Origin of the sequence: Massilia scottii (assembly GCF_030846495.1) — a bacterium.
GTDB classification, from domain to species: domain Bacteria; phylum Pseudomonadota; class Gammaproteobacteria; order Burkholderiales; family Burkholderiaceae_D; genus Telluria_A; species Telluria_A violaceinigra.
Genome location: NZ_JAVCWM010000008.1, coordinates 305,088 through 318,253 on the forward strand (window position 1 = coordinate 305,088; position 13,166 = coordinate 318,253).

Below are 13,166 nucleotides of genomic sequence, written 5' to 3' on the forward strand. Positions count from 1 at the left end.
AGGGTTTATCATTGTTCCGACATTATTGATCCGTTCATTCACTTACAAAGACTCTTATACGCCATGCGTCGTCCAACCAAAGATTCATCCCATAAGTTGTCGGCCGAGAGCCAACGCCTGGTCAGTATCAGCCAGGCTATCGTACAGGCGTCCAGCCGCATTGAAGAACGGGCCTGGGAGCGCCAGCTCGACACCCAGCTCCAGCGCCTGCTCAAGACCGGCCACCAGGATACCGTCGACACCACCCTCAACGTGCTGTTCAAGGAAGACCTGAACGCCTACGACACCCTGATGGAGGGCGTCGAAGCGGTCAGCGAATCGTCGACCATGGTCGAGCAGCACGACGGCGCGGAAAAGACCTTCCAGGCACTGCTGGTGGCGGCGCCGATCCTGGCGTGGACGCGTTTTTCGATCGCGTCCGGCACCATTCCGGCCGAGCTGCTGCAGACCCTGTCCGCCCACTTTTCGGCGCACCTGCTGGCCGATGGCGTGCAGATGGCCATGGCGCCGACCCTGTTCTCGATCGACCAGCTGCCGCGCACCCACGCCGAAACCTATACCACCACGCACAAGCTGGCCCAGGCCGCGCACAAGGGCACGGCCGTCAAGCCGATCGCCAAGCCGGCCGAGACCGCGCCTTTCCTGGCCGACACGCGCTACCTGATGGTGGCCATCGTGGCGCCGCTGGGTGCACCGCTGTTCCGCTGGCAAGAGCCGCAGTTCCAGTCGACCTTTATGGTCGAACGCGCCAATGCGCTCGAACAGTGGCGCGCGCAGGCCGGCCCGACCATCACGCGCCTGCTGCCGGGCTGCGGCGTCGAACTGCTGCTGCCGGAAGCGTATTACGTGGCCTGCCGCGAAGCGGATAAGCTGATCCGTCCGGTATCGGTGCGTGCCGCCGTGCACTACCTGACCAATACCCTGGGCGTGGAAGCGTCCGACCTGCGTGCCGTCATTGCCGGCTTCGGCGACGAATCGGCCGAAGGCCAGATCGACGAGTACCGCGTCGGCTTCACCATGCGCCAGACCGCCGATGTCATTTACGGCATCGTGTGGCCGCTGTACGGGCAGGAAGACGAAGACGGCACCCCGGTCGAAGGCTTGTCGGCCGCCGCGCTGGGCGGCATGGGCGAGCCGAAGGCGCCGCTCGACGACATCATCGGGCACCTGAACGAAGCGGGTGTCACCCACATCAAGCGCCACAACGAGCGTTTCGTGACCGAGTATTGCGACGACTGCGACGCGCCCCTGTTTGCCGATCCAACTGGCGAACTGGTGCACGCTGAAATGCCGGAAGACGCGCCTGCGGGCACGGAGCATTTTCACTAAGCAGGTGTTGCCGCTTCAAGAACCCGGGTTCGCCCGGGTTTTTTTACGCCGGCAGCTTTCTTGGGCGCGCACAAGATAACGAAATGCCAACACCCCTACACTCGCTGGGTGGCTCGCCCGGGCCGCGTCAACGCACTGTGGAGAACAAGCATGGACGATATGATGATTCAGGTGGTGCCGGTGTTGACCGGATTTATCGATACTCTCATCACCTGGTACCTGGCAATCGCCAAGGTGTTCAAGTGGTAGGCAAGCAGCCGGCTTAATTCCCCAGCGCGTGGGCGCCCTGCCCACGCCGCCTCTCCCGCCTGTTCCACCCAATCCGGCAGGCAGATCGCATCGATCATTCCTTGCGCAGTTCCCGGGGCCGCCTTTGCGCGCTCATATGCCCTCCTTTCGCCCCCTCCGGGCCGCACATGCAGGTGCTGCCAGCCGCCCGCCGCGCGCCCAAGCACGTGTTGTTTCCGCACTACCTGCAGTAACAAAAATTGCACTTTTGCATGTAAAAAGATGATAAAATATCATTAATAAATACAGCAAGAACGAGTGCAAACGATAACGCCAGGCCACCCTTCCCGCGCTCGTACCACCCCGGTTCTCACCTTTTTTACCCCGCGCTCAGGCAGTCGGGTTACCGAGCTTGCCACTTCAATTCTCCCGAATTGACTGACTTTGAATGAACAGGAATATCGCATGAGCGAATCGTCTTTTAGCCTCCAGGACCTGATCAGCGATCGGCAGCATGATCGCATTTTGCGCTTGTCCTTTCCAAACAGCGACGGCCCCGCCTCGCAGCTATTGGTTAACCGTCTGGACGCGTTTGAGGCGCTGTCGCGCCCGTTTGAATTCACTGTCGAACTGCTGTCCAACAACCCCAACGTGGCGCTCAAGGACTTGCAGGGCAAGATGATGTGCGTCCAGCTCGTGCGTGGGGATGGCTCGATGCGTTACTTCACCGGACGCGTGTTCAGCTTCGGCCTGAAGACGGTCGACGGCGGCGTGTCGTACTACGAGGCGAAACTGGGCCCGTGGTCCAAGTACCTGACTATGCGCAAGGACAACTACCTGTTCCACAACACCACTTTGTACCAGCAAACGTCGAGCATCTTCGGCGACTATGGCAGCCTGGCCGAGTGGGATTGGCGCGTCCAGGGCGCCAGCGGCGTGATGACCGACGCCTGCCAGTTCGACGAGAGCGACAGCAACTATCTGGAGCGGCGCTGGGCCAGGGCTGGCATCTTTTACTGGTTCGAACATACCGAAGCGGGCCACAAACTGGTGCTGTCGGACGACTCCACCGCCGCCGATCCGATTGACGGCCGGCCGGAGATGCCTTTCCAGCGTCACGGCGGCGCGCATGAAGAGGATGGCATCGGCGAATGGTCGCCGGGGCGCCAGATCATGCAGGGCACGGTATCGCTGACCTCGTATGACTTCAAGACCGGCCGCCCGGCGCAGACCTCGCTGCCGACGGTGCAGCAGCAAGGCGACGTGCCGAATATCGAATCGTACGAATACTCGGGCGCTTTCGGCTTCAAGGACAGCGGCGACGCGCGCGACGTGGCGCAGCGCCAGATGGAATCGGTCGAAGCGGGAGGCAAGCGCTTCGATGGCGCCGGTAACAACCGCTATGTGATGCCGGGGCGCTGGTTCCGCCTGAGCGGACACTTCGACGCCGATCCGCGCGGCGACGATGCACAGGCGCGCGAATTTCTCATTCTCGAAGTCAGGCACCACGCCACCAATAACTATCACGTGAAGGTGACCGAGCCGTCGCGCTACGAGAACACGCTGACGGCGATCCGCAGGATCATTCCGTGGCGCGCACCGCGTGCCTTGAACAGCGTCGAGACGAAGATTCACGGCATCCAGACCGCGACCGTGGTCGGGCCGGCGGGCGAGGAAATTCATACCGATAAGTATGGCCGGGTGCGCGTGCAGTTCCACTGGGACCGGGTCGGCGCCAGCGACGAAAAGAGCTCGGCCTGGATTCGCGTGGCCACGCCATGGGCAGGCGCGAATTTCGGGATGACGTCGATTCCGCGCATCGGCACGGAAGTGATTGTGCAATTTCTGGATGGAAATCCGGACCGGCCGATCATTACTGGCATGGTGCCCAATACCGACACCATGCCGCCGTGGACCTTGCCGGAGAACAAAACGCAGAGCGGCATTTTGTCGCGCTCGACGCCGGGCGGCAGTTACGACAATGCGAATGCGATCCGCTTCGAGGACAAGAAAGGCAAGGAACAGCTCTGGCTGCACGCGGAGAAGGACCAGCTGACCGAAGTCGAACACGATGAGGATAAATGGGTCGGCAATGACCGCCGCAAGACGATCGATCGCGACGAGACCAACCACATCAAGCGCGACCGCACCGAGACGGTTGACCGCGACGAAACGATTACGGTGCATCACGACCGTACCGAGACGGTCGACAACAACGAAACGATCACGATTCACAACAACCGCACCGAGCGGGTGGACCACGATGAGAAGATCAGCATCGGGGATAACCGCACCGAGGATGTGGGGAAGAACGAGACCATCGATATTGGCGGGAACCGTACCAAGAACGTGGCCAAGCATGAGAAGGATACGATCGGCAAGAACTGGTCGATCAATGTGGCCAAGATGAAGACCGAGACGATCGGCATGGCATACATGCAGAACGTCGGGCTGGGACGCATGGAGAACGTGGGACTCGGTTACAGCCTGAATGTCGGCATGATGATGTCTACCGTGGTGGGAAAAAGCCAGTCGACCGATGTCGGAGAATCCATTTCGATTAATGCCGGGGAAGAAATATCGATCACCGTTGGCAAGGCGAGCCTGGTGATGAAATCCGATGGCACGATTATCTTCAACGGACACACGTTTAGTGTGGGCACTACCGATGAGCAATCGTATAAAGCCGATGGAAACATCACCTTGACCGCCAAGACTATTCTCGAGAATTAACCATGCGATCGAAACTCCACGCTCCCACTGCGGCGGCAACGCCCGCGCTGAATGAAGGCCAGACCGAACAACTGCTGCACGATGTGATTGTTCAGACGTCGCACCAGCCAAGGCGGGCGGATGGCATTGCTGTCGGTACGTTCGACGCAATCGGCGATGATGGAATAGCACTTGTCAGCATTCCCACATTTGGACTGACGCATATTGCCGCCCGTACAATCAGCCCACTGGACCCTGGCCAGATCGGCCAGGCAGTCGCCCTCGGATTCGAATCGGGCGATCCTCAGCGTCCGATCATCCTCGGGTTCATGCTTGCGGCCCCGTCAGCCGCTTCGCGCCCGAGCACAGACGTGCTTCTCGATGGTCAGCGCGTCGAACTCCACGCCGAGCACGAAATCGAGCTCCGATGTGGCGAAGCAGCCCTCATCCTGAGCGCCGACGGCCGCATCCAGCTGCGAGGAACCTACATTACCAGCCAGGCAAGCGCGACACATCGCATTCTGGGCGGCTCGGTTCACGTCAATTAGGAGCGGCATGGACATTCAAGTCGCATCAAAGCATTTGATTGCACAGATCAGCACGTCCTTGGATGTGGATGGACGAGAGCATCTCGTTATCGTCATCAAAGGGACATGGCTCATTCCCGAGGCAGGTCAAAGACCGCGGCCGATTGCGTCATCGCCACTGCTCCCGAGCGATAAATTTGTAGGAGATCCGGGGCAAAGCGCCATGATCTGCGGCGACGATTTTGCACGGTATAAGCCGCGTTGCGATGTTCTGTTCGATTCGTGCGCGCATGCTCCCGACGGGAAGGAAGTGCAAGAGCTGACGGTTGCATGTCAAGTTGGGCCAATGAAAAAGGGGATTAAAGTCGTCGGTCCACGTCAATGGCGCAAACTTTTGGGAATGTACACGCTTACCAAGGCAATGCCTTTTACAAGCATGCCCTTGCACTACGGGCATGCCTTCGGCGGCTCCCGCACGTACGAAAAAGGTTGGGGAGACAAACCTCAGATACTCACCGAGACAATGCTGAGCAACCCAGCGGGAATTGGATGGGGAGGAAAACGCACCGGGGGAGACCTCGATGGCGAACCCGCACCGAATCTCCACGCGCTTGACGACAGTATCACCAGCCCGACCGGCAATCACAAACCGGTGGCGTTATCCGCAGTGGCCAGACATTGGACGCCACGCACGCAATATACAGGTACCTACGACAAACACTGGGAGGAAGAAATTTGTCCTTTCCTTCCAGAGGATTTTGATGAGCAATACCACCAGTGCGCACCGGAAGATCAACAAATTGTCTACCCCAAGGGAGGCGAAGACGTGATTTTGCGAAACATGATGGCTGGGAGGCCGGATGTGCGGTTCAAGCTTCCCCGATTGGACGAGCTACAAGTAAGAATTCTCCGAACCGACTACAGCACGGACATGCTTGTGCCGGTGGTCGACACCCTGTTTTTTGAAACGGAAAAAGGCAGCTTTTCAGCAGTATGGCGAACAAGCGTGCCGATCCGGCGCCGCATTCAGGAATTTTCGGCGCTGGCCGTTGGCCCCGTTGATCCAGCATGGTGGGAACGAAAAAAAACCGGAGCCGATGGCTGCCACGGATGTGCCGGAGAAACCGATGAGAACGAAGGGTACGCATGAGCTCGGTGACGAAAAACAGTTTCTGGAATAGGTTCAGCGCGGAGTCCACTCATACGCCGACGACAAGGTTGGCAATTCATTCCGCTGGCCTTTGCTGCGCTGTCGGATACAACCTGGATGCGGCAACATGCGCCATGCGCGCCAATATGGACCACTTTCAACAGAGCGATTTCAAAACAACGCAGCACGAACGGGTGCTCGTTGCACGCCTGGACGACGAGGATGTATGGGGACAGGAGCGGCTGGCGCGCTGGATTGCCTTTGCCATTGCGGATTGTCTGAGTTCGGTCGGGGAAACTGATTTCGCGAAGGTGCCTCTTGTATGGCTAGCGCCTGAACCTGAGCGCAGCGGTGCCGATAGCGACTGGTACGCGAGCGTGTTCAGTCAAGCCGTCGATCAGCTCAACTTGCGGTTTCATCCTCGTTCCGGCGTCATGCCATTGGGGCGCGCTGGTCTGGCGAGTGCACTTAAACAGGCGGCAGCGCTGCTTGAGCTGCCCGATTGTGAACAGGTTCTCTTGGTGGGCGCCGACACCTACCTGAACGCTACAACCATCAACGCCTATCTGCACGCAGGTCGCTTGCAAGTTCGAGGAAACACTGATGGGTTCATCCCTGGCGAAGCCGCTGCGGCAGTTCTATTGCAGAAAGCCGTCCTGGGTAACTCGAGCAGTGATGTGGCCCATAAAAGCACTTCCGCCATACATATTAGCGGCTTCGGGGTCGGCGATGAACCGGGCCGCCTGGACGGCAGCGTACCAAGCAAGTCGCGAGGATTAACAACTGCAATTCGATCAGCAGTGAACATGAGCCAACGCGATTACAGCGCACTTCAATTCAGAGTCAGCGATCAGAATGGCGAATCATTTTTCTCCCGCGAAGCGGCCAATGCAATCACCCGGGTGACACCAACCGGAGGCAACATGTTAAAGCTGATAACGATCGCGGATTGTATTGGCGAAGTGGGGGCGGCTACCGGACCCGCAATGTTAGCCTACATGTCAAAAATAATGTCGACTCCTGCAAGTCCCGGCGAATGCGGATTTTTGCATTTGGCAAATGATACGGGGCTGCGCTGCGCAGTGATATTGCAACGAAACATCGCCTAGGAGGTAACAGTTAATGAATACCCGAGTTTATGCCAACGACAACCAAATTTGCTCGAAAGCTGCGGATGGACAATCATCGGCATTCGCGGACCCATGCTGGAGCCCCCCCGCACCGGGCGCGGGGCCGGTATTGATTCCATATCCCAATACCGCGTATGCCAAACAACTCGAAAAAGGAAGCACAACTGTATTTATTTGCGGGACGCCAGTAGCGCTGAAAGACGTTTCATATTTAGCGAACAGTACTGGTAATGAGCCAGCGACACCGCTCTTCAAAAAAGGAAATAAGACCGGCGTAATCAAGGGAAAAGCGTATTTTACTCAGTGGTCATCGAACGTGAAGTTCGAAGGGTTAAACGTCTGCAGGCACAATGACACGATGACACATAACCACGGGTAATTTAATGTCAACAGCATTCGATAGACATCAACGACGTAGGACAGAGGCTGACAGAGAGACAGCCAAGAATAACACCCCTGTTCCGGCGCAAAGTCCCAGAAGGACAACCACCACAAACACCAAAAAACTAGCCAACACCGCAGACTATCATTATTTTCACAACAAGAAAGATAGCGCGAACTGCAAAGCTGACGCTGATCGCATAAGAGATGAATGTGCGGACAATGAAGAGACAAAGAAAAAATCCGCTGATGCCCTGAAGAATGCGAGGCTCAGCAAGGAATCCGGTGTTGCGCCGTATTTCATTAAAAAAATTAAGGATACGTTAGGCAAGATTGATGCCAAAGCGCGCGAAACCAGCGGATACTCTCCCAACGACAAAAACCGGTGGATGCAAAATCATTGCGATGGCCTGTGGCAAAAACCAGGTGGACAAAAAGGCCTTGAAGGCCAAGAAGTACTTAACACCAAGGATTTCAGAGAATCTATCGAAAGCGACATCCAGAGTTTCATCAATGACCAGAGCAAAATGGAAAAAGAAGCATTGGAGAAGGTGTTTTCTTTTGCTGACGATTATATGATGAGCCATTGGAAAGATATTGTCGATAACGCACAAGAGAAAGCATTGAGGAGAGCGGCGTTTTTTCGCTTTCCGGGCGCCGCAACTCTTATGGCAAGAATTGGAACGTATGAAAGTCTGGGACGACTGATTGGAAACACGATCGGCGCTATCGTCACAAACGATATGGAGACACAGTTTCAAGCACTTCAAGATAACGCAAAAGTATTCACGGATGCCGTCGAGGCTGGACGGAAAATACTGACGCCAGGGGGAATGGAAGACGCAATGGCTAGTATCATGGCTGGGGTAGCCTATGCCAATCCATGCATAAAGGCACGTAAGTGTCTTTTAGTTCCGTACAAGGATGCTGGCAAAACCGCTACCGGAAACGGTTGCTGCCCAGGGCAAACCGGGCATCATGTTATTCCAAATGCAATGTTTCAGGCTTTTGCGCCAGTGACCGAGACAGTAAAGACAGCGACAGGAACGGTCGAAAATACCACAATGAAGCCACAAGGACTGCGGAAATGTTGGAAGGATTACAAGGAAAATAATGCCTTGACTATTTGTCTGGAAGGAACAGCCAACCGAGTAGCAAACGGTACGCACGGGCTCGCGCATTCCGGCACCGAGGAAATAGTAAAAGCGAGTAGGCATTCTCCAGACATGCCGTACACAAAAGCACGGGACAAAACTTCAAAGCTTATGGCTAAAATGTTCGGATGCAACTGGGAATGCATTGCAGAACAGCTTGATGACGAATTGAAAAAACGCTATAGCAGCGACAAAGAATGTGGAACCTTTCCCAAAGATGCACTGGTTTCTCCGCACTCGGGCCGGAGTGGCGGCGGCCCCGATTTGCCTATGGCAACTCCAACTACTGCACCATTTTAAGGAAAATTTATGATTACAATTTTCGATCAACCGACTTGGGAAAGATTAATAAAGGGGTTCACGATCTACGATTGCGCAATATTCAGAGAACATGGTTTTAGTTTTATATTGGTTGAGGAAAAGGATGATCGCGACACACTGCCACTGACACGATTTCTCACCATGGCAATAGATAAACCCATGGAAAACCGATTTTCGTGTACACAAAGCGACAAATATGGCTTTACAACAATTGCCGTATGTGAAGACCCTCTAGAATACGTAGCCGTTGATACATCAAGTAACGTGTTTTCGGTTACCAAGGCTCGTACAGGAAGCGAAAAACCGATTGAAGATGTCATTGACATGTTGACATATGGCGGATCGATAGGGATAGTGAAGAAAGTTGTGCGAGCTGCGGGCCAGATCTATGCTTTAGGTGATTATCGCAAGATTTACCGGCGCATCGGCATTGAGCAATGGATTGAACTCGGAAAAGAATCTAAAGGACTTCCTATTCCTGCCGAAGTTCTCAAGGGCAACGTCGAATCGGACGAATTCGGTTTTGTCGACCTCAGTGCATTTTCTGCCAACGACATGTATGCGGTGGGTGGAGAAGGCGATGTCTGGCGCTTTGACGGCGTCAAGTGGCATAATTGTCCGCTACCTACTAACGCGTATTTGCAATCGGTTTGCTGCGCTGGCGACGGACTCGTCTACATAACGGAAATGAACGGCAGTGTATGGGCGGGTCGAACTGACAGTTGGAAACGGGTGGCAAATGCAGACATTAACCCCGGACATCAACCGGTTGATGCTTTCTGGTTCAATGACCGATTATATCTTGGTGCTCAACAAGGCATTTTTACAATCGATTCGAAGAAAAAAGAGGTCGTTCCCTTACAAAGCGTTGAAAGGGACGCGCCAAATCCAACCAACGGGGGTCGCCTTGACCTTAGCCCGGATGGAAAATTCTTATTGACTGCCGGACCTTACGGCGCGTGCCTGAATGACGGGACCGGATGGAGAAGACTATTCAGCGCCTTTGATTATCCTTGAAATACAATAATCTATTCCATCTAAACCGACGGTCGGAGTTGATTCCACCGCCAATAACTCAGCGACCAGCCAAGCGGCGATAAAGGTCGTGATACGTTTCCGCACGATTCAATGCCGAAAACGTCTACGGACAACGCGACGGCGAACTGAAAGCAAGTCGTACTATCGATGCCATTAACAATGCAGACGAAACACATGAAGACAGTCTTCGACCAGCCGACTTGGGAAAAATATGTAAAGGGCTTTACAATTTATGACTGCGCAATTTTAAGAGAGCATGGTTTTGGCTTTATATTGGTTGAGGAAAAGGATAATCGTGATGTACTGCCACTGACACGATTTCTCACCATGGCGATAGATCAACGCATGGAAAACCGATTTTCTGGTTCACAAACCGACAATCACCGTTTCACAACAATTGCCGTTTGCGAAGATCCTCTAGAATACGTAGCCGTTGATACATCAAGTAACGTTTTTTCGGTTACCAAGCCTCGTAGGGGAAGCGAAAAGCCTATAGACAAGGTCATTGACATGTCGACATATGGGAAAAGGATAGGAATAGTTCAAAAAGTTGTACGAGCTGCGGGCCAGATCTATGCTTTAGGTGATTATCGCAAGATCTACCGGCGCATCGGCATTGACCAATGGATTGAACTCGGAAATGAATCTAAAGGAGTACCTATTCCTTCCGAAGTTCTTAAGGGCAATGTGTATCCGGAGGCATTTGGTTTCGTCGACCTAAGTGCATTTTCTGCCAGCGACATGTATGCTGTGGGAGGAGAAGGTGATGTCTGGCGCTTCGATGGCGTAAAGTGGCATAACTGCCCGCTCCCCACTAATGCGGATTTGCAATCGGTTTGTTGCGCTGGCGACGGACTCGTCTACATAACGGAAATGAACGGAAGTGTATGGGCGGGTCGAACTGACAGTTGGAAACGGGTTGCCATTGCAGACATTACCCCCGGACATCAACCGGTTGATGCTTTCTGGTTCAATGACCGATTATATCTTGGTGCTCAACAAGGCATTTTTACCATCGATTCGAAGAAGAAAGAGGTCGTCCCCTTACAAAGCGTTGAAAGGGGCGCGCCAAATCCAACCAACGGGGGTCGTCTCGACCTCAGCCAGGATGGAAAATTTTTATTGACTGCCGGACCTTACGGCGCATGCTTGAATGACGGGACTGGATGGCGGCGACTATTCAGCGCGTTCGATTATCCTTGAATCATAACTCGCTCCATCTAAAACGATGGACGGACCTAGGACCGCTGCCGATAACTCGGCGGCCAGCCAGATAGAGGAGATAAGCTGGACGCTATTTTTGACAGAGTCAACTGGGCCAAGTTTTTGCGTGGCTACACCATTTATGATTGCGCAATCTTACAAGAAGAAGGTTTTGCCTTCATTCTGGTCGAGGAAAAGGATAATCGCGATCAATTGCCAGTTACGCGCATCATGTATATATCGGCCGAACAGCCGCTCCAAACGCGATTTGGCGTTTGTGAAGGCGATAATTTTACTTTCACTACTATTGCTGCAGGTATAGATCCGCTCGAATATGTCGCAGTTGATATGCGGAGTCAAGTATATTCGGCGGATGGACAGCGCATGGGTGAGGAAACGGCAATAGATGAGTTAATCGACATGAGCACCTACGGAGGTAAGGTAGGAATAATAACGAGAGTGGTGAGCGCAGCAGGACAGGTCTATGCACTCGGTGATTATCGTCGAATTTACCGGCGCATCGGATTTGAACAGTGGATCGAACTTGGTAAGGAAGGCAAGGGAGTTCCTTTGCCTTCCGATATTGCAACGACCAAGATCGACGATACGAGCCTTGGTTTTTCCGACATGAGCGCATTCGCCAGTAACGATATGTACGCGGTAGGCGGCAAGGGCGATGTATGGCGCTTCGATGGGATAAAGTGGCATGCATGCCCTATACCCACAAACGCGAACTTAAAAACCGTTTGTTGTGCTGCCGACGGGGTCGTCTACATCACAGAGATGAACGGCAGCGTGTGGGCTGGCCGAACAGACAAATGGAAGCGCATTGCTGAATCTAACATCGCCTGGGGTCACCAGCCGGTGGATTCTGCCTGGTTCAATAACCGATTGTATTTAGGAGGGCAGGAAGGCCTTTGGACGATTGATTATAAGGAAAAATGTCTTGTACCTTTACAGGACATTGAGGCAGATGCGCCGAACGCGACCAACAGCGGCCGTCTTGATCTCTGTCCTGATGGGGAGTTTCTGCTAACCGCTGGCCCTCATGGCGCTTGCATCAACGATGGAACCGGTTGGCGACGCCTTTTCAGTACATTCGATTTTATTTGAGGCTGAATCTGAAGCTAGGCGTGTGTAGGTAAGCGCTATAAGTCATCCTGACAACCCTCGGACCATACATGGAACGTGAATCACGCATTCGCCCATTCCAGCTAGAAAGAGATAGTAGAAAATTACGCACCCCCTAGAACATGTCGTATTTTAAGGGGTGATGCCGATCACCACCTTTACTAATCGAAATACTTCATTTCAACCTGAGATGCCTCGATAGAAATTCGGCGATGCGTAAAAAATCTGTTTGCCGGCGATAAAGTCCATGGTACGTTTCCGCGCAATTGAACGGCGGAAACGCATACGGCCAACGCGGCGGTGAACCGAAGGCAACTCTTACTATCGATGCAATTATCAACGCAGACGAAATACATGAAGACAGTTTTTGACCAGCCGACGTGGGAAGAATTAGTAAAGAGTTTTACGATTTATGATTGCGCAATTTTAAGAGAACATGGTTTTGGCTTTATATTGGTTGAGGAAAAGGATAATCGTGACGTACTGCCGCAGACACGATTTCTCACCTTGGCGCTAGATAAACCCATGGAAACCCGATTTTCGTGTACGCAAAGCGACAATTATGGTTTTACAACAATAGCCATACGCGAGGATCCTCTAGAATACGTAGCCGTTGATACATCAAGTAACGTTTTTTCGGTTACCAAGCCTCGTATGGGAAGCGAAAAGCCCATAGACAAGGTTATTGACATGTCGACATATGGGGGAAGGATAGGGATAGTCAAAAAAATTGTGCGAGCTGCCAGCCAGATCTATGCTTTGGGTAACTATCGTAAGATTTACCGGCGCATCGGTATTGACCAATGGATTGAACTCGGAAATGAATCTAAAGGACTTCCTATTCCTGCCGAAGTTCTTAAGG

Annotated in this window: 11 protein-coding genes; all 11 read left to right on the top strand. The window is 53.6% G+C overall.

Going from position 1 to position 13,166, the window contains the following annotated elements; translation table 11 throughout:
* Positions 1-63 precede the first annotated feature (63 nt).
* Positions 64-1,329, top strand: coding sequence for a DUF2863 family protein (locus RBA41_RS14170; RefSeq protein WP_306624637.1), 1,266 nt, complete (start codon positions 64-66; stop codon positions 1,327-1,329).
* Positions 1,330-2,022: 693 nt separating this feature from the next.
* On the top strand, positions 2,023-4,290 hold the full coding sequence (locus tag RBA41_RS14175) for a type VI secretion system Vgr family protein (RefSeq protein WP_306624638.1): 2,268 nt from the start codon (positions 2,023-2,025) through the stop codon (positions 4,288-4,290).
* 2 nt (positions 4,291-4,292) lie between these two features.
* On the top strand, positions 4,293-4,817 hold the full coding sequence (locus tag RBA41_RS14180; RefSeq protein ID WP_306624639.1) for a DUF6484 domain-containing protein: 525 nt from the start codon (positions 4,293-4,295) through the stop codon (positions 4,815-4,817).
* A 7-nt stretch (positions 4,818-4,824) separates the two neighbouring features.
* Positions 4,825-5,946, top strand: coding sequence for a DUF2169 family type VI secretion system accessory protein (locus RBA41_RS14185; RefSeq protein WP_306624640.1), 1,122 nt, complete (start codon positions 4,825-4,827; stop codon positions 5,944-5,946).
* Positions 5,943-7,055 carry a hypothetical protein gene (locus tag RBA41_RS14190; protein WP_306624641.1) on the top strand — a complete coding sequence of 371 codons (1,113 nt, stop codon included), beginning with the start codon at positions 5,943-5,945 and terminating at the stop codon, positions 7,053-7,055. The genes RBA41_RS14185 and RBA41_RS14190 overlap by 4 nt, the downstream gene beginning before the upstream one ends.
* 13 nt (positions 7,056-7,068) lie before the next feature.
* The gene (locus RBA41_RS14195; RefSeq protein WP_306624642.1) at positions 7,069-7,455 is read left to right on the top strand and encodes a DUF4150 domain-containing protein; all 387 of its coding nucleotides are present in this window, start codon (positions 7,069-7,071) and stop codon (positions 7,453-7,455) included.
* A gap of 4 nt (positions 7,456-7,459) precedes the next feature.
* Entirely contained in the window at positions 7,460-8,911 is a 1,452-nt protein-coding gene (locus RBA41_RS14200) for a hypothetical protein (protein ID WP_306624643.1), read from the top strand.
* A 9-nt stretch (positions 8,912-8,920) separates the two neighbouring features.
* Positions 8,921-9,949: a beta propeller repeat protein gene (locus RBA41_RS14205; protein WP_306624644.1), complete on the top strand. Its 1,029-nt coding sequence runs from the start codon at positions 8,921-8,923 to the stop codon at positions 9,947-9,949.
* 195 nt (positions 9,950-10,144) lie between these two features.
* Entirely contained in the window at positions 10,145-11,173 is a 1,029-nt protein-coding gene (locus RBA41_RS14210) for a beta propeller repeat protein (RefSeq protein WP_306624646.1), read from the top strand.
* A gap of 123 nt (positions 11,174-11,296) precedes the next feature.
* On the top strand, positions 11,297-12,286 hold the full coding sequence (locus tag RBA41_RS14215) for a hypothetical protein (protein ID WP_306624648.1): 990 nt from the start codon (positions 11,297-11,299) through the stop codon (positions 12,284-12,286).
* A 372-nt stretch (positions 12,287-12,658) separates the two neighbouring features.
* The coding region (locus RBA41_RS14220) for a hypothetical protein (protein ID WP_306624649.1) at positions 12,659-13,166 on the top strand (508 nt) is incomplete at its 3' end.